Genomic DNA, 23983 nt, shown 5'->3' on the forward strand with positions numbered 1-23983 from the left:
GTGCCCGATGGTTCTCTCGATCAAGACGAAGCGGGACGCGGTCGGCCTGGCCACCGGCGAGCTGCTGATCGGCGGCGCCTGGCGCGCCGCGGCCGACGGCCGGACCTGGACCCACCGCCATCCGGCCACCGGGGAACAGGTCGGCGACTTCGCGGTGGCCACGCCGGCCGATGTGGACGCGGCCGTACGCGCCGCCCGCCAGGTGTTCGACGAGGGCTCGTGGCCGCGGTCCCGGGCCAAACAGCGGATCACCGTGCTGCGCCGGGTGGCCGAGCTGATCCGCACCCACACCGATGAGCTGCGAACCCTGCAGGCGCTCGACAACGGCGTGCCGCTGACCTTCGGCGACGAGTACGCGATGTCGATCGAATGTGTCGCCGACGTCTTCGACCACCACGCCGGCTGGGTCGACAAGCTGGCCGGCGAGACGCTCCCCGGTTATCAGGGCGGCGATCACCTGGTGATGACCCTGCGCGAGCCGGTCGGCGTGGTGGCCGCGGTGGTCCCGTGGAACGGCCCGCTGCTGCTCACCGCGCAGAAGGTCGCGCCGGCCCTGGCGGCCGGCTGCACCGTCGTGCTCAAGCCGTCGGAGTTCGCGACGTTCGCCGTGCTGCGCCTGGCGAAGCTGCTCGAGGAGGCCGGGCTCCCGCCGGGCGTGCTCAACGTGGTGACCGGCCCGGGGGACCCGACCGGCGAGGCGCTCATCACCCATCCGCTGCTCGACAAGATCACCTTCACCGGCAGCCGGGCCGTCGGCAAGCGGGTCCTCGCCGCCGCGTCCGAGGGGATGAAACGGGTCAGCCTCGAGCTCGGCGGCAAGAGCCCGTCGATCGTCTTCCCCGACGCCGAGGTCTACGCGGCCGCCACCCTCACCATGGGCACCGTGACGCTCGGCCTCTCCGGCCAGGCGTGCGTGGCCCACTCCCGCGCCCTGGTCCACCGGGACGTGTACGACGAGTTCCTGGCCATCGCCGAGGGCATGACCACCCTGGTCACCTACGGCGACCCGTTCGACCCGGAGGTCACCGCCTCGCCGCTGATCAACGACCGGCAGCTGGCCCGGGTGCTCGGCTACATCGAGCGCGGCCAGGCTGAGGGCGCCCGGCTGGTGTGCGGCGGCGGACGCCCGGACGGCGAGCTGTCGGCCGGCAACTTCGTCGAGCCGGTCGTCTTCGCCGACGTCGCCAACAGCGCCACCATCGCCCAGGAGGAGATCTTCGGCCCGGTGCTCGCGGTGGTGCCCTTCGCCGACGAGGAGGAGGCGATCCGGCTCGCCAACGACACGTCGTACGGACTCGCCGCCACCGTCTACACGGCGGACGTGAAGCGGGCGATCCGGATGGCCCGGGCGGTCCGGGCCGGGACCGTCGGCATCAACGGCTACCAGCTCGAACCGCACGTGGCGTTCGGCGGGTTCGGGCAGTCGGGGTTGGGTCGCGAGGGCGGGCGCACGGCGATCGAGGCGTACACCGAGGTCAAGACCGTGCTGATCCCGACCGGCGACGAGATGATGTAATCCGGCCCGCTGCTCGACAATCCACCGTGGTCTGTAGCGGTGGCAGGCCCGGGCGGTGTTCGATCGTCATCGGGTTGCGCTGGTAGGCACTCGCCGGTGGGCGGAACGGGTCGCGTGCAACGACGCCAGGAGTTGCAGCCGGTCCGCGTCAATGCTGCCCGGTTCGGTGGTGAAGACAAGCATGACCGGGCCGGGGTTGCCGGGCAGCGGGTAGGTGTCCCAGTCCAGGACGATGTCTCCGACCTCGGGAATCTGGAAGGTCTTGGTGCCCCGGACCGACTCGCGGACGTCGTGGCGTGCCCACAGCCGCCGGAACTCGGCGCTGCGGATGCTCAGCTCGCCGACGATCGCGGTGGCGCGGGGATGAGTGGGGTCGGTGGCGACGGCGGCACGCATCATGCCGATGTAGTCCAGCGCCTGCCGCTCCCAATCCGAGCAGCTCCGCTCACTGGTCAACGTGTCGTCGAACATCAGCAGGAGCATGTTGAGCCGGTCAGGCGGGTAGCCGGCGGGGTCGCCGAGCAGCGCCTCCGCCATCGGATTCCAGGCGAGCAGGTCGAGATGCCGGCCGATGACGAGCGCCGGGGTCTCCATCACTCGAAGCAGCCGCCGGGTGCTGTCCGGCACCCGTTCCGGCTCGGTGTCGAGCCGGGCGGCCACCGGTCGGCGGGCGGCGTGGGCCAGGGTCAACAGGTGCCGGCGTTCCCCATCGTCGAGGCCGAGCGCGCCGGCGATCGCCTCCAGGACGTCGTCGGACGGGCGTACCTCCCGGCCCTGCTCCATACGCTGGTAGTAGTCGGTACTCAGCCCGGCCAGCAGAGCGAGCTCCTCGCGCCGCAGCCCGGTGACCTTGCGCCGGCCGCCCGGCTCCAGGCCGACGTCGTGTGGGCGCAACCTGTTGCGCCGGGCGCGTAGGAAATCTCCGAGCTCACGAGCGTACGGATGAGGGCTGCTCATGCCGTCAGTGTGCCGCGGCCCGGGCCACAGAGGGTAGGTCCCGCGGACCTAGGCAACCGAGAACGACCGAACGGGTTCGCGTTGCCCCTAGCGTCGTCGGTCTACCACACCGATACCTCCAGGAGCAGCCGATGACCGGATGGACGAACGACCACATCCCCGACCAGCACGGCCGGACCGTCGTCGTGACCGGCGCGAACTCGGGCCTCGGCCTGGTCACCGCCGCCGAGCTCGCCCACCGCGGCGCCCACGTCGTGCTCGCCGTCCGCAACACCGCCGCCGGCGAGGAGGCGGCCCGGCGGATTGGCGGAGCCGTCGAGGTGCGCGAGCTGGACCTGGCCTCCCTCGCCTCCGTGCGAGCCTTCGCCGTGCAGCTGACCGCCGACCACCCGGCGATCGACCTACTGGTCAACAACGCCGGCGTGGTTCTGCTCGGCCCGCGCCGCACCTCTGCCGACGGCTTCGAGCTGCACCTCGGCACCAACATGCTGGGCCACTTCGCGCTGACCGGCCTGCTGCTCGGCAACCTGGCCGCGGCCCGGCAAGCCCGCGTGGTCAGCCTCAGCTCGATCACCCACAGGAACGCGCACCTTGACTTCGATGATCTGATGTTCGAGCGGGGCTACCGAGCAGCTTCCGCCTACGGCCGGTCCAAGCTCGCCACCACGATCTTCGGCGTCGAGCTGGACCGCCGCCTGCGTGCCGCCGGGTTGCCGATCGTCAGCGCACTGGCCCACCCCGGCCTCACCCGGACCAATCTGACTCCGCGTGCCTGGGAGCACCGCGGCCGGCTCGGACAACTGATCGCGTCGCTCGGCCTGCTGGCCACCCAGCCGGTGGAGCGAGGCACGCTGCCACAGTTACGCGCCGCGACCGAACCCGGGGTGCGGGGTGGCCAGTTCTTCGGCCCGGGCGGGCCCTGGGAGACACGTGGCCGGGTCACCGAGGCCAGGCTCAGTCCGGAAGCGGCGGATCCGGCCGTCGGCAAGAGACTCTGGGCAACGGCCGAGGACCTGACCGGCATCAGCTATCTGTGAGGTGGCGTTCATCGGCCCCGAGCCGTAACCCACGGCACCCCGGACCGGCTGCCCCTAGAGAACCGCCCTGTGTGACTCCGGCGGGCCGTCGTGCAGCGCCTGACGCAGCCGTGTGAGGTTGGAGACCACCGGCGCGGCGTCGGCCAGCCATTTGCGGGTGTCGTGGCCGGAGACGACACCCAGCAGCGCCATCCCGGAGTCTTCCGCGTGCCGGAGCACGTCGGTCTGCCCGCTCACGAGCAGGCACTCGCTCGGGTCCACACCCAGCAGCCGGACGGCTCGCGTCGCCACGGACACCGTCCCCAGCGTGTCGTACTCGAGACCCTGTCGGCCCGCGACCACTGTGGCAGGCTGCTCGACGCCGTGGGCGCGCAGCCCGGCCCGCATGGCGTCCTCGGAGTACTCGCCCACCACCCACATCCGGCGCCCGGTGGCTGTGGAACCGGTGAGCAACTCCGCGAGCCCGGTGGCCATCCTGGCGGTGAGGACCGCCTCCCACTCCACCGCGGACCTGGCGGCCTCCACGGCAGGGGCGAGTTCCGGCTCGTGCGCGGACAGATAGGCGAGGACGTGCGGCACGGTGTAGGTCGGAACCGCCAAGCGCGAGGTCCGGAGCTTCAAGCCGTTGAGCAGCTCCCACGGCCTTCCCATCTCCGGCATCGCGAAGCACACACCGTCGAAATCGAGCAGCACGTGACGGGCCTGGGCCACCGCCCGAGCCACGTGCGGTCGAACCCGTACACCATCCTCGTCCACCGGCACATCCTGCCAGGACGATGCTTGTCGATAAATCGATGGGGTGCGCGTGCCGGCGACATTCTACGTCTTGCGAATGTGTGGGACGGGAGCCGGCCGGAGTCGGTGTTCCCGCTGCGGCGGAAACGGCGACGACAGTGCGGATGACACGCCGTGAGCCCGGCAATCATCCCGACTTCTGTCATCGCCGGCATGACACTTCGTGAAAGCCGGGCCCGGTCACCCCGGGCGACTGTAGATTCACGGTGCTCACATAATCGGCACAACGAAGTTGGTGCATTTGATGAAGACTCGGCGAATGATGGGAACTGCTGCTGTCGGGGTTGTCGTCGCGGTCATCGCAACAACTCAGGGCGGAGCCAGTGCGGCGTCGGCCGGATTTTCGTACACCGGTGTGTCCCCGTCCCCGTGCGGACGAGCGCTGGTCTCCCAATCGGGTGACGATACAAAGGTTCCGCTCGACATCACGAATGACACCGCTGAGCCGATCGGTCTGGCCTGGCGCGATTTCACCGGAAAGCGGAGCCAGTTCCGGACGATCGCGGCGGGTGACAGCGTCGAGACGTCGCTGACCTACCGGAAGCATGTCTGGGAGGTCACCGACAAAGCTGGGAAGTGCCTCCGGCTTTTCGTCATCAATACGACGGCAACGTCGGCGAGCATCGTCCTCAACTGATCGTCGATGGCTCACCGGACCGCCGCACGGTAGTGACCGGAGCGGCGGTCCCCACCGGTTCCGTGCCGCCGGTGGCCGGTGACGGTGCCAGGCGCGGGTAGCTTGCTGAATGGGGCAGAGCGCCGATGTCCGGCCGGGCCTCGACGCGCACTCCGCGTCTTGCGGGATCGCGCCGCGCGCACGGCCCCGGTGTCATACGCTGACAGTGATGGAATCGGGCGATTCGATGCTGCCGGGCGGCGTCCTGGAATTCGCGATCCGTCACCCGGGATGCCTGGCCGGTCGGCGGACTGTGGAGTCTCGAACCTTGGTTCCTATCAGTTCTGCTCGCGCTCGGCCAGGAGGGGCGAAATGAGGAGCAAGATTCGACTGCGGTGGCTGGCGTCTCCCGTCGTGTCACTCATGTGCGTGGCCGGGATCCAGGCGCCGGCGTACGCCGCGAACGACGTGGTCAAGTGCAATTTGACCCCCTCGGGCGGCCCGCACTGCCAGACCGGCACCATCTCGCCCAACAGCAGCGGGCACTGGATCCGGGTTTACGCGGTGAATGTCCAGTACGTCGCCGTCCGGGATTCCGATACCAATGTCAGGGTGTTCTACAACGCCGCGGGCAGCGTCGGCCCCGTCGCGGTTTACGGACTGTATGGGCGTTACTACGCGTCGGCTGCCAGAAATGGAAATTCGGCCGGCTTCGTGCAGATCTGTAATTACACCGACGTTCACGGAGAACCGTGCGTCGTATTCTAGGCCGGCGGCGACGGAATCGTGTCGGCGCCGAAGGCTGACGTGTCGACGATGCGATCGGCGCGTTCGCGGGTTCCGTCAGCGCCGAAGAACTCGTCCTCCTCGCGCATCCACCGCTTCCACAACTCCTCCTTGCCGGGGAACTGGCTGTCCCGGGCCATGCCCCGGGCCAGCCTCGTCTCCTCGGGAGCGTCCACCCAGACCGCGTACGCCAGCCGGCCGATCGTGTCTCGACGGGTGCAGGTGACGCCCTCGAGAATGACCGTCGGCGACCACTGCTGCGTCTTCCAGCCGCCGAGAGTCGATCCGTACCAATCGTTCCAGTCCCTGGCCTGGTAGGTCGCGTCCTGACCGGCCAGCAGCGGCGACAGCACCTGCTCGTCGAAGCGTGGCCACCACCCCGAGAAGCAGTCCCACGAGACGAAGTCGTCGATCTCGATCACGGGCGCCGACAGCAGGCTCGACAGTCGAGCCGCGAGAAAGCTCTTGCCCGCCCCGCTCCGGCCGTCGACGCCGACGATCCGGATGCCGTTGACCGGAGCCCGCTCGGACACGGCCGCGGCGATCTGATCGGCAACGTCGAAACCCACCCGGCACCCCTCGTCTTCTACGATGGATCACCATCTTAGGGGTGCCGTTTCGGGCAGGCGCTCAGCTGACGAGGCGCCGATGGTCCCAGCTGATCACCCGGCGCGGCTCGACCAGGTAGGCCACCCGCTTGGTCGCCGCGTGCGCGACGTACCCGTCGAGCGCGGCGGCGACCTGCTCGGGCGGCAGGTCACCCACGACCGGGCTGGGCATCCGCGCGGCGACCAGCCGTCCGACCGTGGTCACCCCGGCGAGGTCGTCGATCCGGGTCACCTCGCCGGTCACCTGAACGCCGCGTAGCTCGAAGTAGTCGTCGCCGTCCTCGACCAGGCAGGTCACCCGGGGGTCGCGGGCCAGGTTAATGGCCTTCTGCGAGGCGCGGTAGGTCCAGAAGACGATGCGTCCGTCCCGCATCCCGTAGAACATGCTGACCAGGTGCGGGGTGCCGTCCGGGTTGATGGTCGCGAGCTGCAGCTTGCGACTGTTCTCCAAGAGCTTCTCGATGTCGGAGGCCGGCATCGAGACGGTGTCGCGCTGCTTCACTCGGTCTCCCCGAAGGTCGCGTCGGCCAGCGGCAGGGTCTCCTCGCAGAGGAAGCCCGGGCGCGGTGGGTCGGCGGTGAACACCTTGCCCAGGGTGGCGTCCAGCTCGTCGACTGTCCACTGGTCGCCCGAGGCGTGGAAGGCGGCGCGGACCGTGGGGGGCCCGAGCAGCGCCACCACGTCGCCGTGCGCCACGAAGACCTCGCCGGTGATCCGCTCCCCGGCCGGGCCGGCCAGGTAGGCGACGAGCGGGGCGACACGTGCGGGGGAGAGCGGGTCGGAGCCGTCCGGGGCGGGGCCCATCAGGTCGCCGGTCATCGCGGTCCGGGCGCGCGGGCAGATGGCGTTGGCGCGAACGCCGTACCGTCCGCAGCCGCGGGCCGTGGCGAGGGTGAGCGCGACGATCCCGCCCTTGGCGGCGGCGTAGTTGGGTTGCCCGGCGGAGCCGAGCAGGAAGGCCTCGGAGGCGGTGTTGACGACCCGGGCGTAGACCGGGCCGCCGGTCGCCTTGCTCCGCTCCCGCCAGTACGCCGTGGCCAGCCGGGTGGTGACGAAGTGGCCGCGCAGGTGCACCCGGATGACGGTGTCCCACTCCTGCTCGGACATCGAGAAGATCATGCGGTCGCGCAGCACGCCGGCGTTGTTGACGAGGATGTCGACGCCGCCGAGGGCGGTCAGCAGCGCCTCGCCGGTGGACCACTCGGCGATGTCGCCGGGACAGACCACGACCTCACCGCCGGCGTCCCGCACCTGAGAAGCCACCTGATCGAGCCCCGGGCCGGGCAGGTCGTTGAGGACCACGCGGGCGCCTTCAAGTGCCAGCGCACGGGCCTCGGCCGCGCCGAGCCCCTGGCCGGCGCCGGTGACCACGGCGATCCTGCCCTCGAGCGACCCCATCTCAATACCCCGGCCCGGCCAGCAGCCCGCCGTCGGCGAGGAACTCGGCGCCGGTGGTGTACGACGACTCGTCCGAGGCGAGGAACGCGACCAGCCGGGAGATCTCGATCGGCTCGGCGAACCGGGCGATCGGCAGCGACTTGAGGAACGCGGCCGGGTCGACGCCGGTCAGGTGCTCGGCCGCGGAGATCGCCATCGAGGTCATCACCCCGCCCGGATGCACCGAGTTGACCCGGATGCCGGACGGCCCGAGCTCCTGCGCCGCCGACCGGGTGATCCCGCGGACGCCGAACTTGCTGGCGCTGTAGGCCGAGAGACCGGCCGCCCCGGCGAAGCCCTCGATCGACGACACGTTAACGATCGAGCCGCCGCCGGCCGCGATCATCGGGGGAGCGGCGAAGTGCACGCCGAGCCAGCAGCCCACCAGGTTCACGTCTAGGACCCGGCGGAACTCGGCCGGGTCCATCTCCGCGATCGGCCCGTGCCGCAGGATGCCGGCGTTGTTGACCAGAACATCGATTTTTCCGTACGCGTCGAGCGTGGCCCGTATCGCCGCGGTCCAGTCCGCCTCGCTGGTCACGTCGTGGTGCACGTAGACGCAGCCGAGCCCGTCGGCGACCGCCGTGCCCTTGTCGTCGAGCACGTCCCCGATCACCACCCGGGCACCTTCGGCGACGAAGTGCCGGGCGTGCGACTTGCCCATGCCCCGGGCACCGCCGGTGATGAGAGCGACCTTGCCGTCCAGACGGCCCATGGCAACCTCCCAAGCGCTTGCTTGGGAGGGTACTCACAGTTCGATTGGTTATCCAGGGTTCACGTCAGCCCCGCCAAACACCGTCAGCGCGCGATGATGCCGTCGAAAAGCAGCCGGAGCAGGCCGTCGACGATCTCGTCGGTGCTCCACGATTTGCCCCGGGCCTGCTTCCACGAGGTGGGGATCCAGAGGATGTCACGCAGCAGCCGGTAGACCAGCCGGGCGTCCAGGTCGGCCCGGAACTGTCCGTCCTGCTTGCCCCGTTCGAGCTGGTCGAGCCAGGTCTGCTCGATCTCCTTCATCGCCGTGCGCAGATAGGCGAAGCGTTTCTGGGCGCTGAAGTAGGCCCAGTCGTTCTGCAGCATGGTCAGGGCGGCCCGGTGCCGGCTGAGCGCCGCCGTGCTGAAGCGCACCATCCGCTCGATCGCGGCGCGCGGGTCGTCGACGCCCGCGACCGCCTGGCGGTAACCGCCGACCACGTCGTCGAGGAACCCGCGCAGGATCTCGTCGCCGATCGACTCCTTGGAGTCGAAGTGGTGGTAGAGGCTGCCGGAGAGGATGCCGGCGGCGTCCGCGATCTCGCGGACCGTGGTGGCCCGGAAGCCCTTCTCGGCGAACAGGTCGGCCGCCAGCCGGATCAGATGGGCCCGGCGCTCCGACGGCGGGGCGGCCTTCTTCGTGGTCGTCACCTGGTCGATTATGGCCTACTCCCGGCCAATCGCTTGCTTGGGTACGGACTCGGCCACTAGCTTAGAACGTGTTCTAATTTCTGAGGAGGTGGCGAGGTGCGGGCCGCAGTACTCCACGATCTCGGCGAGAAACTCGACATTCGCGACGATGTGACCGTGCTCGGGCCGGGCCCGGGCGAGATCCGGATCCGCGTGCGCGCGGCCGGTGTCTGCCACTCCGACCAGTCCGCCCGCGACGGCGGGTTGCCCCAGCCGATGCCGGCGGTGCTCGGCCACGAGGCGGCCGGCGACGTGCTCGAGGTCGGCGACGGTGTGGACGACCTCGCCCCCGGCGACCGGGTCATCGTGAACTGGCTGCCCTCCTGCGGCACCTGCGCCGAGTGCCGGCGCGGCGAGCCGTTCCTCTGCATGACCCACGTCATGGCGGGCTACGCGCTGCCCCGCTTCATGGCCGGCGACCTGCCGATCTTCGGGATGGCTGGGTGCGGCGCGTTCGCCGAGGAGATGGTGGTGCCGCGCATCGGTGCCGTGCCGATCGAGGCCGACGTGCCCTACGAGGTGGCCGCGCTGGTCGGCTGCGGCGTGATGACCGGGGTCGGCGCCGTCGTCAACACCGCACAGGTCCGGCCGGGCGACAGCGTCGTGGTCATCGGCTGCGGCGGCGTCGGCGTCTCCGCGATCCAGGGCGCCCGGCTCTCCGGCGCCGCGATCATCGCCGCCGTCGACACCGTACCGGCCAAACTCGACGTCGCCCGCCGCTTCGGCGCCACCCACGCGGTCACCCCCGACCGGCTCAGTGATCTGGTCACCGAGATCACCGGGGGCGAGGGCTTCGACTACGCCTTCGACGTGGTCGCCCTCCCACAGACCCTGCGGACCGCGTGGAACGCGGCCCGCCGCGGCGGCACCGTCGTCGTGGTCGGCGCCGGCCGGGCCGAGCATCAGGTCGAGTTCAACCCGTTCGAGCTGCTCTTCGAGGGCAAGAGGATCATTCCTTCGCTGTACGGGTCGGCCTACCCGCCGCGGGACTTCCCCAAGCTGATCGCACTGTGGCGGGCCGGCCGGCTCGACCTCGAGGGCATGATCTCGCACCGGCTGCGCCTGGAGCAGGCCGACGAGGCGCTCGCCGCGCTCGGCCGGGGCGACGTGATCCGCCAGGTGATCGTCCAGGACGTGGACGCCTGACATGCGGCTGGGCCTTCAGCTCGGCTACAGCGGGGAGGGCTTCGCGCGGGCCGTGGACGAGGTCGTCGAGTTCGAGGCGGCCGGTGCCGACCTGGTGGTGGTGCCGGAGGCGTACAGCTTCGACGCCGTCAGCCAGCTCGGCTACCTCGCGGCCCGCACCAACCGGATGGAGCTGGCGTCCGGGGTGATGCAGCTCTACACCCGGACGCCGACGCTGACCGCGATGACCGCGGCCGGTCTCGACTACGTCTCCGGCGGGCGGTTCTCGCTCGGCCTCGGTGCCTCCGGGCCGCAGGTCATCGAGGGCTTCCACGGGGTCGCGTACGACGCGCCGCTGGCCCGGACCCGGGAGGTAGTGGAGATCTGCCGCCGGGTGTGGCGCCGGGAGACGCTCGTGCACGCGGGGGAGCGCTACCGGATCCCGCTGCCGCCCGGCGAGGGCACCGGCCTCGGCAAACCCCTGAAGTTGATCAACCGGCCGGTCCGCGACCGCATCCCGATCCTGCTGGCCGCCATGGGGCCGCGCAACGTCGCCCTCGCGGCCGAGATCGCCGACGGCTGGCAGGCGCTCTTCCTCGACCCCGCGGCGCTGCCGGAGGTGTTCGGGCCGGCTCTCGCCGCGGGCCGGGCCCGCCGTGACCCGGCGCTCGGGCCGCTCGACATCATGGTGCCGCTGCCGTTCGCGGTGGCGGAGCCGACCGAGCGGCTGCTGGCCCGGCATCGCGCGCAACTCGCCCTCTACATCGGCGGGATGGGCGCACGCGGCCGGAACTTCTCCAACGACCTGGTCCGCCGGTACGGCTATGCGGACGAGGCGGCCACGATCCAGGAACTGTTCCTGAGCGGGCGGCGGGACGAGGCGGCCGCGGCCGTGCCCGAGCGGCTCGTGCACGCGACCGCTCTGGTCGGGCGGCCGGACGAACTGCGTGACCGGGTGGCCCGGCTGGCGGCCGCGGGCGTGACGACGTTGCTGGTCTCGCCGCTGGCGGCGACCCGGGCCGAGCGGGTCAAGGACATTGCCGAACTGAAACATGTTCTCAGTCGTTAACACCTTTGACATCTGGGACTGCATGGCCGGATAGTAGAACGTGTTTCAGCTCCAACGTCCGAGGAGCTTTCATGTCCGGTCACCTCAATCGGCGTCAGGTTCTGGCCGGCGCCGCCGCTCTCGGAACCGGCCTGGTCGCCGGTTCGTCCGCGCTCGGCAGTCCGGCGCGGGCCGCCCAGGCGTCGTACGACGTCGTCGTCATCGGTTGTGGCGCCGCCGGGATGACCGCGGCCCTGCGCGCCGCGAAGCGAGGGCTCAGCGTCCTGGTCGTGGAGAAGGCGCCGACCTTCGGCGGCTCGGCCGCCCGCTCCGGTGCCGGCATCTGGATCCCCAACAACCAGGTCATCCTCGCCGCCGGAGTGCCGGACACCCCGGCCAAGGCCGCCGCCTACCTCGCCGCGGTCGTGGGCGGTGACGTGCCGACCGCCAAGCAGCAGGCGTTCCTCGACAACGGGCCGCCGATGATCTCCTTCGTCACGGCGAACAGCCCACTGCGCTTCCGCTACATGAACGGCTACTCCGACTACTACCCCGAGCTGCCCGGCGGTATCGCCCAGGGGCGCTCGATCGAGCCGGACCTGTTCGACGGCAAGCTGCTCGGCGCCGAACTGGCCAACCTCAACCCGGCCTACCTGGCCACCCCCGACGGCCTGACCGTGTTCAGCGCCGACTACAAGTGGCTCAACCTGGCACTGGTCAACGTCAAGGGCACGGCCGTCGCGGCCGAGTGCCTCGCCCGCTACACCGCGGCCGTGCTGGCCGGCAAGACACCGCTGACCATGGGGCAGGCGCTGGCCGGGGCCCTGCGCGCCGGGCTCGCCTCCGCCGGGGTGCCGGTCTGGCTCAACACCCCGCTCACCGAGCTGCAGATCGACACCAGCGGACGGGTCACCGGCGTCGTCGTCACCCGCAACGGCGTCGCGACCGGGATCACCGCCACCCGCGGCGTGCTGGTGGCCGCCGGCGGCTTCGAGCACAACCTCGCGATGCGCCTGGCCTACCAGCGGCAGCCGATCGGCGTCGACTGGACGGTGGGCGCCAAGGAGAACACCGGCGACGGCATCCGGGCCGGACTGCTCGCGGGCGCGGCCACCGACTTCCTCGAGGACGCCTGGTGGGGGCCGGCCATCCCGCTGCCCGAGGAGCCGTACTTCTGCCTGGCCGAGCGGACCCTCCCGGGCAGCATCATCGTCAACAGCGCCGGGAAGCGGTTCGTGAACGAGGCCGCGCCGTACAGCGACGTCGTACACGTCATGTACGACAAGAACGGCGTCACCTCCGACATCCCGTCCTGGCTGATCTTCGACCAGAACTACCGCAACCGGTACCTGTTCCGGGACCTCGCGCCGGGCCTGCCGTTCCCCGACTCCTGGTACTCCTCGGGAGCGGTCGTCAAGGACTTCACGCTCAGCGGACTGGCCGCCAAGATCGGCGTGCCGGCGTCGGCGCTGTCCGCCACCGTCGCCCGGTTCAACGGGTTCGCCTGGACCGGCAGGGACGTCGACTTCCACCGGGGCGACAGCGCCTACGACCACTACTACACCGACCCGGCGGTCATCCCGAACTCCTGCCTCGCGCCGCTCTGGCTGCCGCCGTACTACGCCTGCAAGATCGTGCCGGGCGACCTCGGCACCAAGGGCGGCCTGCGGACCGACCCCCGCGCCCGGGTGGTGCGGGCCGACGGCTCGGTCATTCCCGGCCTGTACGCGGCCGGCAACTCCAGCGCCGCGGTGATGGGGCACAGCTACGCGGGCGCCGGCTCCACCATCGGCCCCGCCATGACCTTTGGCTACATCGCGGCCAACGAACTCGCTTCCCTCGCCGACGGAGCGTGAGATGACCAGTCGTCGCACCCTGCTGCGTGCCACCGCTCTCGGCGCCCCGGCCGCCGTACTGCTCGCCAAGGCGTCCGCGGCCGGGGCCGCCCTCTCCACCGGCGACCACGTCGCGGCCCTGGTCATCGGCAGCGGTTACGGCGGCGCGGTCACCGCGCTGCGCCTGACCCAGGCCGGCATCGCCACCGCCGTCGTCGAGATGGGCATGGCGTGGAACACCGCCGGCTCGAACGGCAAGATCTTCTGCGACATGCTCGAACCCGACCAGCGTTCGTACTGGCTGCGGACCACGACCGACCAGCCGCTCGGGTACTTCCTCGGGATCAACGTCAACAAGTCGATCACCAGGTACACCGGGGTGCTGGACTCCGAGAAGTTCGCCGGCATCCGGGTCTACCAGGGCCGGGGCGTCGGCGGCGGCTCGCTGGTCAACGGCGGCATGGCCGTGGTGCCCAGACGCGACTACTTCGCCGAGATCCTGCCCTCGGTCGACGTCGCCTCGATGTACGACACGTACTTTCCGCGCGCCAACGCCGGCCTCGGCGTCAACGCCATCGACACCGCCTGGTTCGAGACCGCCAGCTGCTACCGGTACGCGCGGGTCAGCCGCGACCAGGCCAGGGCCTCCGGCTACAGCACGACGTTTTTGAACAATGTGTACGACTTCGGGTACATGAAGCAGGAGTTGGCCGGCACGGTGACCCGGTCGGCGCTGGCCAGCGAGGTCATCTACGGCAACAACTACGGCAAGCGCTCACTGGACAAGACCTACCTCGCCGCGGCGGCCGCGACCGGGCGCCTGTCGATCACCGCCCAGCACGTGGTCACCGCCGTCGCCCCGAACAGCGCGGGCGGCTACACCGTCACGATGAACCAGATCGACACCGCCGGCGCCACGGTCACCACCAAGACCGTCCGGGCCGACCGGGTGTTCTTCGCGGCCGGCAGCATCGGCACCAGCAAGCTGCTGGTCGCGATGCGAGCACAGGGCGCGCTGCCGAACCTGCCCTCCGCCGTCGGGCAGGGCTGGGGCAACAACGGCAACGTCATGGTCGCCCGGGCCCAGCACCTCTGGAACACCACCGGCGCCCTGGAAGCCGGCATGCCGGCGATGGGCATCGACAACTGGGCCGACCCGGCCGGACCGGTCTTCGCCGAGATCGCGCCGTTCCCGGCCGGGACCGAGCTGTGGATCAGCCTCTACCTGGCCATCACCAAGAACCCCAACCGGGCCCAGTTCTCGTACAACTCCTCGACCGGGGCGGTAGAGCTGAGCTGGCAGACGGCGCAGAACCAGCCGGCCGTCAACGCGGCGAAGCGGGTCTTCGACACCATCAACAAGGCCCAGGTCACCGTCTATCGCAGCGACCTGTTCGGGGTGAACAAGGTCTGGGGCGACGACTTCACCTACCACCCGCTCGGCGGTTGCATCCTCAACCAGGCCACCGACAACTACGGCCGGCTGCCCGGCTATCCCGGGCTGTACGTGATGGACGGCTCGCTGATCCCGGGCAGCACCGGCGTGAACCCGTTCGTCACGATCACCGCCCTCGCCGAACGCAACATCGAGAAGATCATCTCCACCGACCTGACCTGATCGCCGGTCTCCCCGGCGCCGCGGGCGCACCGGTGCCGGGTGAGGTCGCGCCGCCGGGTGGCGGTCAGGGTTCCTCGCGTTGCCGGCGGTGGGTGTTGATCGCGGCCCGGAGACGGAGCCAGGTCGGATCCGCTTCCTCTGCCGTGGTGACGGTTTCCAGGTCGCCGGAGCTCCACGTCCGCTCGCCGTCGTGACGGATCAGGCTCTCGTCGAGGTCGGCGTCGTCCGGCAACTCGGACGTAGCGGCGAGGAGCCGTTCGGCGACCTCCCGGGCAACCGCCGCCCTGGCCTGCCGGCTTTCGCGAGCCTCGTCTCCCGGCGCGTTCATCACCGTGATCCGTCCGGATCGGTCGGCGACCACCAGCCGGCCCCTTGACGTGATCGCCAGCGCGCTGATCGGCACGGAGCTGTGTTCGTGTTCGGACACCCGCCCATCGTCGAGGCCGATCGTGGCTATCGTGCCCTGGGCCGTGCCCAGCAGAATGGTCCCGGACCGGGGAGCGAAGACGACGTTGTGGTGGGACCAGCGCTCTTGTTCTTCGAGCCACGCGGGCGGATACGGGTAGCCGGGATACGGATCGCCCAGGGTCGTGCCGAGCACCTTGCGCATCGCCGGGAGCTCGAAGACGTCCAGGGAGTGAACGTAGGAGTTACCGCGCAGCGCCAGATAGCGGCCGTCGTCGGAGAACGTGGGCGCCTCGTAGCCGTCGACGTCGAGGATGATCGCATGGCGGACTATCCTCATGCGGGCGGGAGCGTCGCCGTCCGGCCGAGCGAACAGGACATAGGTGGCGCCCTGATCGCTGGCCAGGGTCACCACCAGGCCTCCGCCGGGATGCTCGACGACGTCGGTGTCCCATCTCGGCCCGAGCCGCAACGCTCCGGTGGCGAGGTCCAGAGTGTCCGACCTCTGCCATGCCTCCTCCTCGTCGAGCAACGATGACGGCGACGCCCACAGCGTTCGCCCGTCCGGGCTGAAGGCGACGCTGTGATAGCTGTGATCCGCAGGGGACTGCGGCACGGCGCCGGCGCCGTCGGGAGTCCAGACCCGCAGTCCCGCGACGCCTGTCAGGATCAGCCTGGGCTCGTACGGATGCCAGGTGAACGCCGGAACGAGGCCGGCGCGCTCCCACGACTCAGCGGGGTAGGCGGCGGCATCGGGATCGGTGATCCCGACTCTTCGCAGCCCGTCGGATCCGCATTCCCACACATGTACCGCGGGGCGGCCCGCATCCAGTCCGGCGATCAGTGGCAGCCGGCTGTGACAGACGAGCCGCTCCACGAAGGAATCGTCGGTAAGGGTCCAGTTCGCGCTCGCCCCATCGGTCACGCGTCGGAACCCTACGCGACGCCGGCTTCCGTGGCGATCATCCCGGCGGTACTCCCTCAGGCGGTCACGACGGCGCGGTGGATCCAGAATCCGGCAACTGGACCGCTCGCGGCCAGCAGGTACTCCCGCCCGTTCCAGACCGCGGACGCGGTGGCGCCGAACGATGTCACCTCGGCGGTCCGGATGCTCCTGTGGCTCTGCACGCTGCCGTCGCGTTGAATCTGTAGCCCGTGAACGTGGGTTCGCCGCCATCATCACTTACCGCGCCGGGTAGTAGCTCAGCGGTCCCGTTCTCGTTGAACCTCACACCCCGCGTCAACCGGGCCGCCTGCGCCGGGGCCCGGTTCAGGAAGACCTGGTCCTCGGTGACCACGTAGTTCTCCACGTTGTCGATGCCGTACGACGCCTGGGTGGCTACGGAACGGAGCTGCCTAGGGTCGCTCTCCTTCGGGCGGCCGCCGAGACAGCCGCACCTTCGCCCGGCAGCACTGCCCCGACCGGGTCGTCCAAGATCATAAGTATGCTCCGGCGGCAGCCAGGCGTGAGGACATGGTGAATTGCTGTCACCCCCGGCACTCTTGCGAGAGGGACCCGCTCGCCGGGCCCGATGATCTCGGGCAGCCGATCAGCGGCTCGCGGCGAGGCGGGCGTCGGCCGCCGCGAGTCCTGCGCGCATCGCCGCCCGTTTCGCGGGGTCCCATGGTCCGGAGGCGGCCAGCGGGATCTCCGTCATGAAGCGCCGTTCGGATTCCGGGATCAGCGCGACGACCAGATCGGGCTCCGACCCCGCGGTCGCGTAGAGGTTCGGGCCGTCGGCGTAGAACAGGTCGATGACGACGAGCCGCCCGTCCGCTCCGCGCATGATGTTGGCCGGGTTGTGGTCCAGCGGGCCGCACCACGGGAGATCGCGTCGTGCCTGATCATGGACACGACGTGCGACGTCGGCGAGGTCGGCGGCCTCCGGGGAACGCGAGGCGATGGCTTGATGGAATGCGATCGCTTCGGCCTCGGGGACCGGTTCCAGCCATTCCAGTAGCTGCAGGTCGCCCCCACCGGTCAGACGACGGTGGGCGAACAGCGCCGGGACCTGGCGGGTCATCGCGGCCTGCGAGTACAGCGCCGCGGAATAGGGAGCGGTCGGGTCGAACGGGCTGATTCGCGCGGCGGCCGTGCCGTCGGGCGAGCGGAGCGCGATCGCCCAGTCGCCGGCGCCGCACGGCGTCCACCCCTCCCGCAGCAGTGCCTGTTCGACGTCGCGATGGTCGGACTGCTGGGTAAGCAGGTCGAGTGTCTCCGCGTGTGGGCTCGCGTCCTGCGGCGTCATGGCGTTGAGCGTAGGAGATGAGTGGCGAGCCCGTTTCAACTGAGAGTTCCCACAGCCGATCGACGGGACCGGCGAACTCCCAGTCGATGAACGCGTCAGGCCGCCCGTGCTCGCCGACGATGTTCCATGGGCCCGGATCGCAGTGCCCGAACCGCGTGGCGCGGGCTGTCCAGAATGCATGTCCATGACGATCACTCTGTCCGTGGCGGGAACCGGATCCGCGCTGTTGCTGCGGCCGTGGCGGTTCGACGACCTGCCGGCACTGGTCGCTGCGCACCGAGATCCTGAGCTGCGTCGCCGGCTGTCCACCTCACTGACCGACGCCGCTCAAGCCCGGCAGTGGCTGGACCGGCAGGCCGACGGTTGGGCCGCCGCAGACCGGTTCAGTTTCGCCGTGGTCACCGACACGGATGACCGTACGCCGCGCGGCCACGTAGTGGTGACGGTGACGACCGCCGGCGTGGCGGAGGTCGGATACTGGACCGCGGCGCACGCCCGGAAGCAAGGTGTCGCCGCTCGCGCCCTGGAGACCGTGTCCCGATGGGCGCTGGAGACACAGGACATGGTCTCGCTCACCCGTTTGGACCTGTTCCACACGGCCGCCAATGAGGCATCCTGCCGAGTCGCGATCAAGTGTGGATATTCCCTGCGCGATCTGCTCCCGGCCGCACCGCCCGCCTTCCCGGCCAGCGGGCACCGGCATGTGCGCACAAGCGATCGAGACCTGGTCAGGCCCTGACGCCTCCGCTCCCGCTTCGCCCAGCGTCCGAGTTCGGCCTCGTCGCGGCCGAGATCCGACCATGCCGCCGGGTCGACGGTGAGGTGTCGTTAGGCTGGCCGGCCATGAGCGGGAGAGCGGATTTCCGGATCGCCGGGGTGATTCTGGTCGATGTGGCCGGGCGGCTGTTGTTGCAGTTGCGGGACGGGAACACCCGGGTGGATCCGCATCGCTGGTGCCTGCCGGGCGGGCATGTCGAGGACGGCGAGGACTTTCTCGCCGCGGCTCATCGGGAGCTGTTCGAGGAGACCGGTCTCGAGGTCGAGGCATTGGACCTGTTCACGCGAGAGTTGTTGCCCTCGGCGAGGTTCCCCGGGGCGGTCGGTGAATTTGCGATCTTCTATGCCGCTACGGGGGCCACCGACGACGATGTGGTGTGCGGGGAAGGGGCGGCGATGCGGTTCGTCGACCCGGGCACGGTGGCCGGGCTCGAGTTCGGTGCCGCGTACGCGGTGATCGTGCCCCGGTTTCTCGCGTCCAAGGAGTACGAGGCGCTCCTCAGCGCCTAGCGGTTGTCCTCCGGGTGTGGTCCCGTCGTGTAAGGGTTCGGATCGTCGTCCGCGAGCACGCCGACGAAGGGTTCGCCCTCTCCCGCGAAGGTGTACGCGCCGCCTTCGATTCGCTCGATCAGGCCGCGTGTCCATTCGGCGCCGCGGTCGGCCGAGTGCACCCACAGGTTCATGATCTCGCCGATGTGCCCGAGTTGCTCAGGCCCGTCCTCGGGCGTGTAGTACTCGGTGACCCCGGACCGCCACTGCTCGAGTCCCGCGATCCGCTCCTTGAGGAGCGCGACGGCCTCGTCCCGGGGCAGGTCGACGATGAATCCGATGCCGGCCGAGAGCACGTCGGTCTTCTGCTCGTGCGAGCTCAGAGCCTCCCGTAGCAGGGTGAAGAACTCCTCGGTGCCCTTGTCGTTGATCTCGTATTCGACGCGGGGCGGGCCGCCGGCGGTGCTCGGTGCGACCTCGTGAGCGACGAGGAGTCCTTGCTTCGCCATCTGCTTGAGCGCGTGGTAGATCGAGCCCGGTTTGGCGTTGGACCACTCGTGGGCTCCCCAGAACTCCAGGTCGTTGCGGACCTGGTAGCCGTGCGCCCGCCCGTGTTGACGGACCGCGCCGAGGATCAGCAGCCGGATCGCTGACATGCACGTCCCCTCGTCAGGCAATTGTCGCCAGTGTCTTTATACAAGTTTGACTAGCGGGCGCGGTCTCCGGAGGCCGTCGCACGGTAGTCAAGTTTGACTAGCTGCCCCCGAAGCCGTACCTTGCAGGATCTAGTCAAGTTTGACCAATGACTGAAGGAGGGCGTTTTGCCTGACCACGATCTGGCGATCGTCGTCGAAGGCCTGCGGAAGAGGTACGGGAGCAAACAAGCCCTCGACGGCCTCGACCTCACGGTCCGGGCCGGGACCGTCCAGGGGATCCTCGGCCCGAACGGCGCCGGCAAGACCACAGCCGTACGCATCATGTCCACGCTGCTACGCCCCGACGAGGGACGTGTCGAGGTGGGCGGAGTCGACGTGCGGACCCGGGCCGACGAGGTGCGCTCGAGGATCGGGCTGCTCGGCCAGAACGCGGCCGTCGACGAAGAGCTCAGCGGGCGCCAGAACCTGGAGATGTTCGGCCGGCTCTACCATCTCGGCGCGCGTCGCGCCGGCGCGCGGGCCGACGAACTACTGGCCCGGTTCGGGCTCGCGGACACCGGCAACAAGGCTGTCAAACAGTACAGCGGTGGCATGCGGCGGCGGCTCGACCTGGCGGCGTCCCTGATCTCCCGGCCCGGTGTGCTCTTCCTGGACGAGCCCACGACCGGGCTCGATCCGCGCGGCCGCATGGAGGTGTGGAACGCGGTGCGGTCGCTGGTCGGTGGAGGTACGACCGTCCTGCTGACCACGCAGTACCTGGAGGAGGCCGACCAGTTGGCCGACCAGATCGCGGTGATCGACCACGGAAAGGTCATCGCGGAGGGCACGGCGGACGAGCTGAAGTCCAAGATCGGCGGCGACCGCATCGACGTGGTCCTGCACGACGTGGCCCAACTGGCCCGCGCCGCCTCCCTCCTGCCCGGTGACGTGGTGGTGGACGAGGATCGGCGGATGGTCAGTGCCTCGATCACCGATCGGATGGCCGCGTTGACCGAGGCCGTGCGGGCGCTGGAAGCGGCCGGCATCGAGGCGGAGGACATCGTGCTACGCCGGCCGACGCTCGACGAGGTCTTCATGCACCTGACGAGGGATGACGCGGAGGTGGCGGCGTGAGCGAGGCTACGAGCGAATCGAGCGGCACGGGATCGAGGCTGAGCTGGGCGGCCGCCGATTCCTGGACGATGACCAGACGCGAGCTGGCCCACTGGGCGCGCCAGCCCGTGCAGGTGGTCGTCGGGCTGGTCTTCCCGGTGATGATGCTGCTGATGTTCAGCTATCTGATCGGCGGCGGGCAGGGCGTCGCCGGGGATTTCAAGGCCTATCTGCTGCCCGGCATGCTCACCATGACCATGGCTTTCGGCCTCGAGGCGACGATGCTCGCGGTCACCCAGGACCTCGGCAAGGGGGTCATCGACCGGTTCCGCTCGATGCCCATGAACCAGGGCGCGGTTCTGGTCGGGCGGAGCGTCGCCGACATGCTGCAGTCGGTGGTCGGCCTGGTCGTGATGGTCGCGGTCGGATACGCGATCGGCTGGCGCTGGCACGAGGGTCTCGCCTCGTTCCTGGGCGCGATGGGACTGCTGTTGCTGCTGCGGTTCGCGATGCTGTGGGTCGGCATCCACCTGGCGATGGTCGCGGGGAAGCCGGAACTGGTGCAGGCGGTGCAGATCCTGGTCTGGCCGGTCAGCTTCCTCTCCAACGCCATCGCCTCGCCCGAATCGATGCCGTCGTGGCTGGGGACGATCGTGGAGTGGAACCCGATGTCGGCGACGGCCACCGCCGTACGCGCTCTGTTCGGCAATCCGGGGGCGGGTGGCGACTCCTGGGCCGCGACCCACGCGGAGCTGCTCGCGGTGGCCTGGCCGGTGGTCCTGATCGCGGTGTTCTTCCCGCTGGCGGTGAAGCGGTTCCGGGATCTGAGCCGCTGACGTCTTCCGGCCTCCGGTCCGGTTCGCCGGTCCGGAGGCCGGCGCCGGCCTCGGTGAGTCGGTGTCCCTGATCGCCGGCGCGATCGGCGCCTACGGCACCGTGACCGACACGGTGTTCAGCGAGGCTCTCATCGCGTACGGCGCAACGACGGAGGACCGGCGGGGCGCTGTCCTCGACGCGGTGCGGAGCGCGGCATCCGGGAAAGCCGCCCGGTCGATCGCCAGGCGGCTGAGGGCGCCCCGGTCGTGATTTTGTGGTGCTCGATCCGGGAGACGAGGCCGCCGTACTCCTCGGTGACGTTCTCGGCCGCGTGCCGGTGCAGGTTCCGGGTGGCTTCGTTGTGCCACCGGTACGTCGTGTCGGGGATGGCGAGCTGCTGGGGTGCGCGGAGGCCGCTGATCAACGCGTCGAGCGACCAGGTGCCCGCGCCGAGCACCGCGATGGTGAAGAACGACCAGCAGAACAGCACCGCGGGTTCACCGCCGTTGGTCAACGGCCACAGCCCTCGCGGCTGGTGCACCGTGAAGTACCCGTAGGCCATCGCGCCGGAGCAGATGACGGCTGCCGGGCGGGTGAACAGACCGAGGAGCACGAGTCCGCCGCCGACGAACTCGATGACGGCGGCCCACCAGCCGGGCCACGCGCCGACCGGCACGGTGGCACCCGTGCCCCGGACACCGCCGAGCACACCGAACAGGGATGCCGCACCGTGGCAGGCGAACAACAGGCCGACGACGACGCGGAACGCGGACAGCACCGGTCCGGACAACCGTGATGACAGCATGGCGCGAACCTCCAGGACGGTTTCCACCACGTCTTAAGCTGTCAGCTTTCGAGGTCGTGCGCAGGACTTTCCGGGGGATGCCCTACCGGACAGCCGACTTGAGCTCGGTCAGTGACTCGCCGAGGTGATCCGCCAGGGTGCGCCGGTCGGACCCGTTGATCCAGCAACCGAACGCGACCCGGAAGACGGCGATCCCGGTCTCCGCCAGCAGGCTCGCGGCGGGCTCGCCGGTGCCGCGCTCTCGCAAGGCTCCGGCGAGCGCCGCCCCGAGGGTGGCGAGCTTCAGCAGCTCGCGCTCCTGGAGCACGGGACTGGTGTCGATCACGCTCTGGCGGTGCCGGGCGTGCTCGCGGCGCTCCTCGAACAGGGGGCAGGTGGCTCCGAGGGCGCCGGCGACCGCCGCCATCGGGGTGGCCGAGCCGGGACTGCCGGCCACGTGACTCACCAGGATCTCCTGCAGCACGGCGGAGCCGGAGAAGAGCACCTCCCGCTTGTCGGCGAAGTGCCGGAAGAAGGTCCGCTCGGTCAGGCCGGCCTCCTTCGCGATCTCGGCGACGGTGGTCTGCTCGAACCCGCGCTCGACGTAGAGCTTCAGCGCCGCCTCCTCCAACCTGACGCGGGCGTTGGGCTCCCATCGACTCATGGCCCGATCGTACGCGATGGCAGTCGCTGACATCAGGTGCTACCTTGATGTCAGTGGCTGACATCAAGGTCGGGCCGCTCATGTGGAGGTTTACGATGCGTCTCTTCGTCACCGGAGCGTCCGGCTGGATCGGCTCGGCGGTGGTGCCGGAACTGCTCGGCGCGGGTCACCAGGTCACCGGGCTCGCCCGCTCCGACGCCTCGGCCGCCGCCCTGGCCGCCGCCGGCGTCGGCGTGGTGCGCGGCACCATCGACGACCTGGACACGCTGCGGCACGCGGCGGCCGCGTCCGACGGCGTGATCCACCTCGCTTTCAAGCACGACATCGCGTTCTCCGGCCGCTTCGACGACGCCGTCGACGCCGACCGCCGCGTGGTCGAGGCGATCGGCGAGGCACTCGCCGGCTCCGACCGGCCGCTCACGATCGCCTCCGGCCTGCTCGGGCTGCTACCGGGCCGGCTCGCCACCGAAACGGACGGCCACGAGGGCTCCGACGCGACGTCCGGCGGCCCGCGGGCCCGGCACGCCACGGCCGAGCTGACGCTGTCCCTGGCCGGGCGCGGCGTGCGTGCGTCGGTCGTCCGGTTGCCGCCGACCGTGCACGGCGACGGAGACCAGGGCTTTCTGGCCTCGCTGATCGGCATCGCACGCCAGCGGGCCGTCGCCGGCTATGTCGGAGACGGGAGCAACCGCTGGCCGGCCGTGCACCGCTTCGACGCCGCCCGGCTGTTCCGCCTGGCGGTGGAGAAGGCGCCGGCCGGCTCGACGCTGCACGCCGTCGCCGACGAAGGGGTGCCGGTCCGGGAGATCGCGGAAGTCATCGGCCGGCACCTGGATGTGCCCGTGGCCGCCGTGGAGCCCGAGCACATGGCCTGGCTGGCCGGCTTCATCGCGCTCGACAGCCCCGCCAGCAGTGCCCTGACCCGCGAACTGCTCGGTTGGCAGCCGACCGGTCCTGGACTCATCGACGACCTGGACCAGGGTCACTACTTCGAGGTGCGCGGCAGCTGAGCGTGACCTACACAAAACGCCGCCCGGTGGTTTCCGGGCGGCGCTTTGCGTTGTTCGTGTGGGTCAGCCGAGCTTGACGTTGAAGATCGGGTTGGCGGCGAGCTTCTTGAACGAGGCGAGGCTGGTCTTGGTGCTGTCGATGCTGATGTCGCGGTCGCCCTGGTCGTCCTTCTTCGTGTCGAAGTGCACGATGGCCTTGATCTGCGGGCGCTTGGTCAGC

The 23983-nt window shown here is 70.0% G+C and carries 26 protein-coding genes; 13 read left to right on the forward strand and 13 right to left on the reverse strand.

Features of this window, described 5'->3' with window-relative positions; translation table 11 throughout:
* The first annotated feature begins 7 nt into the window (after window positions 1-7).
* Window positions 8-1516 carry an aldehyde dehydrogenase family protein gene (locus CHC09_RS17525; RefSeq protein WP_089294149.1) on the forward strand — a complete coding sequence of 503 codons (1509 nt, stop codon included), beginning with the start codon at window positions 8-10 and terminating at the stop codon, window positions 1514-1516.
* Between the two features lie 66 nt (window positions 1517-1582).
* On the opposite strand, the gene CHC09_RS17530 is transcribed toward CHC09_RS17525, so the two are convergent.
* The gene (locus CHC09_RS17530) at window positions 1583-2473 is read right to left on the reverse strand and encodes a helix-turn-helix transcriptional regulator (RefSeq protein ID WP_089294150.1); all 891 of its coding nucleotides are present in this window, start codon (window positions 2471-2473) and stop codon (window positions 1583-1585) included.
* Window positions 2474-2604: 131 nt separating this feature from the next.
* Here CHC09_RS17530 and CHC09_RS17535 point away from each other — a divergent pair, with 131 nt between their 5' ends.
* The gene (locus CHC09_RS17535; protein WP_089294151.1) at window positions 2605-3510 is read left to right on the forward strand and encodes an oxidoreductase; all 906 of its coding nucleotides are present in this window, start codon (window positions 2605-2607) and stop codon (window positions 3508-3510) included.
* A 54-nt stretch (window positions 3511-3564) separates the two neighbouring features.
* Here the strand turns inward: CHC09_RS17535 and CHC09_RS17540 are convergent, their stop codons facing one another.
* Window positions 3565-4266 (reverse strand): HAD family hydrolase, encoded by a 702-nt coding sequence (locus CHC09_RS17540; RefSeq protein ID WP_143232395.1) that lies wholly within the window; start codon window positions 4264-4266, stop codon window positions 3565-3567.
* Between the two features lie 298 nt (window positions 4267-4564).
* Between CHC09_RS17540 and CHC09_RS17545 the strand changes: the two genes are divergently transcribed.
* Window positions 4565-4942 (forward strand): hypothetical protein, encoded by a 378-nt coding sequence (locus CHC09_RS17545; protein WP_143232396.1) that lies wholly within the window; start codon window positions 4565-4567, stop codon window positions 4940-4942.
* A 351-nt stretch (window positions 4943-5293) separates the two neighbouring features.
* Window positions 5294-5689, forward strand: coding sequence for a hypothetical protein (locus CHC09_RS45225; RefSeq protein ID WP_179277155.1), 396 nt, complete (start codon window positions 5294-5296; stop codon window positions 5687-5689).
* On the opposite strand, the gene CHC09_RS17555 is transcribed toward CHC09_RS45225, so the two are convergent.
* The 5 genes from CHC09_RS17555 to CHC09_RS17575 all read right to left on the reverse strand — a co-directional run bounded on the left by CHC09_RS17555 (window position 5686) and on the right by CHC09_RS17575 (window position 9156).
* The gene (locus CHC09_RS17555) at window positions 5686-6276 is read right to left on the reverse strand and encodes a uridine kinase family protein (RefSeq protein ID WP_089294155.1); all 591 of its coding nucleotides are present in this window, start codon (window positions 6274-6276) and stop codon (window positions 5686-5688) included. The two genes, CHC09_RS45225 and CHC09_RS17555, sit on opposite strands and share 4 nt — an antisense overlap.
* A 61-nt stretch (window positions 6277-6337) precedes the next feature.
* Complete coding sequence (locus CHC09_RS17560) at window positions 6338-6817, reverse strand: pyridoxamine 5'-phosphate oxidase family protein (protein ID WP_089294156.1); 480 nt, start codon at window positions 6815-6817, stop codon at window positions 6338-6340.
* Window positions 6814-7713: an SDR family NAD(P)-dependent oxidoreductase gene (locus CHC09_RS17565; protein WP_089294157.1), complete on the reverse strand. Its 900-nt coding sequence runs from the start codon at window positions 7711-7713 to the stop codon at window positions 6814-6816. The genes CHC09_RS17560 and CHC09_RS17565 overlap by 4 nt, the downstream gene beginning before the upstream one ends.
* Before the next feature lies 1 nt (window position 7714).
* On the reverse strand, window positions 7715-8467 hold the full coding sequence (locus CHC09_RS17570) for a glucose 1-dehydrogenase (protein WP_089294158.1): 753 nt from the start codon (window positions 8465-8467) through the stop codon (window positions 7715-7717).
* Window positions 8468-8550: 83 nt separating this feature from the next.
* A complete protein-coding gene (locus CHC09_RS17575; protein ID WP_089294159.1) occupies window positions 8551-9156 on the reverse strand; it encodes a TetR/AcrR family transcriptional regulator in 606 nt (201 codons plus the stop codon).
* Window positions 9157-9252: 96 nt separating this feature from the next.
* Here CHC09_RS17575 and CHC09_RS17580 point away from each other — a divergent pair, with 96 nt between their 5' ends.
* From CHC09_RS17580 to CHC09_RS17595, 4 genes are all read left to right on the forward strand, one after another.
* The gene (locus CHC09_RS17580) at window positions 9253-10341 is read left to right on the forward strand and encodes a Zn-dependent alcohol dehydrogenase (RefSeq protein ID WP_089294160.1); all 1089 of its coding nucleotides are present in this window, start codon (window positions 9253-9255) and stop codon (window positions 10339-10341) included.
* A gap of 1 nt (window position 10342) precedes the next feature.
* On the forward strand, window positions 10343-11389 hold the full coding sequence (locus CHC09_RS17585) for an LLM class F420-dependent oxidoreductase (protein WP_089294161.1): 1047 nt from the start codon (window positions 10343-10345) through the stop codon (window positions 11387-11389).
* Window positions 11390-11460: 71 nt separating this feature from the next.
* Entirely contained in the window at window positions 11461-13224 is a 1764-nt protein-coding gene (kstD, locus tag CHC09_RS17590; protein ID WP_089294162.1) for a 3-oxosteroid 1-dehydrogenase, read from the forward strand.
* 1 nt (window position 13225) lies between these two features.
* Window positions 13226-14821: a GMC oxidoreductase gene (locus tag CHC09_RS17595; RefSeq protein WP_089294163.1), complete on the forward strand. Its 1596-nt coding sequence runs from the start codon at window positions 13226-13228 to the stop codon at window positions 14819-14821.
* Window positions 14822-14885: 64 nt separating this feature from the next.
* Here the strand turns inward: CHC09_RS17595 and CHC09_RS17600 are convergent, their stop codons facing one another.
* The 3 genes from CHC09_RS17600 to CHC09_RS47640 form a co-directional block, all read right to left on the reverse strand.
* Window positions 14886-16151 (reverse strand): hypothetical protein, encoded by a 1266-nt coding sequence (locus CHC09_RS17600; protein ID WP_203833101.1) that lies wholly within the window; start codon window positions 16149-16151, stop codon window positions 14886-14888.
* A gap of 56 nt (window positions 16152-16207) precedes the next feature.
* Window positions 16208-16354 (reverse strand): hypothetical protein, encoded by a 147-nt coding sequence (locus tag CHC09_RS46340; protein WP_179277156.1) that lies wholly within the window; start codon window positions 16352-16354, stop codon window positions 16208-16210.
* Between the two features lie 422 nt (window positions 16355-16776).
* Window positions 16777-17475, reverse strand: coding sequence for a hypothetical protein (locus CHC09_RS47640; protein ID WP_089294164.1), 699 nt, complete (start codon window positions 17473-17475; stop codon window positions 16777-16779).
* Between the two features lie 184 nt (window positions 17476-17659).
* Here CHC09_RS47640 and CHC09_RS17610 point away from each other — a divergent pair, with 184 nt between their 5' ends.
* Together CHC09_RS17610 and CHC09_RS17615 are read left to right on the forward strand one after the other, a co-directional pair.
* Window positions 17660-18214 carry a GNAT family N-acetyltransferase gene (locus CHC09_RS17610; RefSeq protein WP_203833102.1) on the forward strand — a complete coding sequence of 185 codons (555 nt, stop codon included), beginning with the start codon at window positions 17660-17662 and terminating at the stop codon, window positions 18212-18214.
* 104 nt (window positions 18215-18318) lie between these two features.
* Complete coding sequence (locus tag CHC09_RS17615) at window positions 18319-18762, forward strand: NUDIX domain-containing protein (protein WP_089294166.1); 444 nt, start codon at window positions 18319-18321, stop codon at window positions 18760-18762.
* On the opposite strand, the gene CHC09_RS17620 is transcribed toward CHC09_RS17615, so the two are convergent.
* A complete protein-coding gene (locus tag CHC09_RS17620) occupies window positions 18759-19397 on the reverse strand; it encodes a PadR family transcriptional regulator (RefSeq protein ID WP_089294167.1) in 639 nt (212 codons plus the stop codon). The genes CHC09_RS17615 and CHC09_RS17620 overlap by 4 nt on opposite strands.
* 165 nt (window positions 19398-19562) lie before the next feature.
* Here CHC09_RS17620 and CHC09_RS17625 point away from each other — a divergent pair, with 165 nt between their 5' ends.
* Window positions 19563-20510, forward strand: coding sequence for an ATP-binding cassette domain-containing protein (locus tag CHC09_RS17625; RefSeq protein ID WP_089294168.1), 948 nt, complete (start codon window positions 19563-19565; stop codon window positions 20508-20510).
* Window positions 20507-21325: an ABC transporter permease gene (locus CHC09_RS17630; protein ID WP_239138266.1), complete on the forward strand. Its 819-nt coding sequence runs from the start codon at window positions 20507-20509 to the stop codon at window positions 21323-21325. Before CHC09_RS17625 ends, CHC09_RS17630 begins: the two co-directional genes overlap by 4 nt.
* A gap of 128 nt (window positions 21326-21453) precedes the next feature.
* On the opposite strand, the gene CHC09_RS48705 is transcribed toward CHC09_RS17630, so the two are convergent.
* Entirely contained in the window at window positions 21454-22110 is a 657-nt protein-coding gene (locus CHC09_RS48705; RefSeq protein WP_089294228.1) for a DoxX family protein, read from the reverse strand.
* 82 nt (window positions 22111-22192) lie between these two features.
* Complete coding sequence (locus tag CHC09_RS17640) at window positions 22193-22753, reverse strand: TetR family transcriptional regulator (RefSeq protein ID WP_089294170.1); 561 nt, start codon at window positions 22751-22753, stop codon at window positions 22193-22195.
* Window positions 22754-22848: 95 nt separating this feature from the next.
* Here CHC09_RS17640 and CHC09_RS17645 point away from each other — a divergent pair, with 95 nt between their 5' ends.
* Window positions 22849-23763, forward strand: a complete 915-nt coding sequence (locus CHC09_RS17645) for an SDR family oxidoreductase (RefSeq protein WP_089294171.1) — start codon at window positions 22849-22851, stop codon at window positions 23761-23763.
* Window positions 23764-23983: the final 220 nt, after the last annotated feature.

Source organism: Actinoplanes regularis, from assembly GCF_900188005.1.
Lineage (GTDB): Bacteria > Actinomycetota > Actinomycetes > Mycobacteriales > Micromonosporaceae > Actinoplanes > Actinoplanes regularis.

Excerpts from the sequence above, each read along its gene's own strand:
- CHC09_RS17620 (WP_089294167.1), bottom strand. The coding sequence starts at position 19,397 with ATGTCAGCGATCCGGCTGCTGATCCTCGGCGCGGTCCGTCAACACGGG.
- CHC09_RS17615 (WP_089294166.1), top strand. The coding sequence starts at position 18,319 with ATGAGCGGGAGAGCGGATTTCCGGATCGCCGGGGTGATTCTGGTCGAT.
- kstD (WP_089294162.1), top strand. The coding sequence starts at position 11,461 with ATGTCCGGTCACCTCAATCGGCGTCAGGTTCTGGCCGGCGCCGCCGCT.
- CHC09_RS17640 (WP_089294170.1), bottom strand. The coding sequence starts at position 22,753 with ATGAGTCGATGGGAGCCCAACGCCCGCGTCAGGTTGGAGGAGGCGGCG.
- CHC09_RS17610 (WP_203833102.1), top strand. The coding sequence starts at position 17,660 with ATGACGATCACTCTGTCCGTGGCGGGAACCGGATCCGCGCTGTTGCTG.
- CHC09_RS47640 (WP_089294164.1), bottom strand. The coding sequence starts at position 17,475 with ATGACGCCGCAGGACGCGAGCCCACACGCGGAGACACTCGACCTGCTT.
- CHC09_RS17565 (WP_089294157.1), bottom strand. The coding sequence starts at position 7,713 with ATGGGGTCGCTCGAGGGCAGGATCGCCGTGGTCACCGGCGCCGGCCAG.
- CHC09_RS17545 (WP_143232396.1), top strand. The coding sequence starts at position 4,565 with ATGATGGGAACTGCTGCTGTCGGGGTTGTCGTCGCGGTCATCGCAACA.
- CHC09_RS17525 (WP_089294149.1), top strand. The coding sequence starts at position 8 with ATGGTTCTCTCGATCAAGACGAAGCGGGACGCGGTCGGCCTGGCCACC.
- CHC09_RS48705 (WP_089294228.1), bottom strand. The coding sequence starts at position 22,110 with ATGCTGTCATCACGGTTGTCCGGACCGGTGCTGTCCGCGTTCCGCGTC.
- CHC09_RS17645 (WP_089294171.1), top strand. The coding sequence starts at position 22,849 with ATGCGTCTCTTCGTCACCGGAGCGTCCGGCTGGATCGGCTCGGCGGTG.
- CHC09_RS17595 (WP_089294163.1), top strand. The coding sequence starts at position 13,226 with ATGACCAGTCGTCGCACCCTGCTGCGTGCCACCGCTCTCGGCGCCCCG.
- CHC09_RS45225 (WP_179277155.1), top strand. The coding sequence starts at position 5,294 with ATGAGGAGCAAGATTCGACTGCGGTGGCTGGCGTCTCCCGTCGTGTCA.
- CHC09_RS17530 (WP_089294150.1), bottom strand. The coding sequence starts at position 2,473 with ATGAGCAGCCCTCATCCGTACGCTCGTGAGCTCGGAGATTTCCTACGC.
- CHC09_RS17570 (WP_089294158.1), bottom strand. The coding sequence starts at position 8,467 with ATGGGCCGTCTGGACGGCAAGGTCGCTCTCATCACCGGCGGTGCCCGG.
- CHC09_RS17535 (WP_089294151.1), top strand. The coding sequence starts at position 2,605 with ATGACCGGATGGACGAACGACCACATCCCCGACCAGCACGGCCGGACC.
- CHC09_RS17585 (WP_089294161.1), top strand. The coding sequence starts at position 10,343 with ATGCGGCTGGGCCTTCAGCTCGGCTACAGCGGGGAGGGCTTCGCGCGG.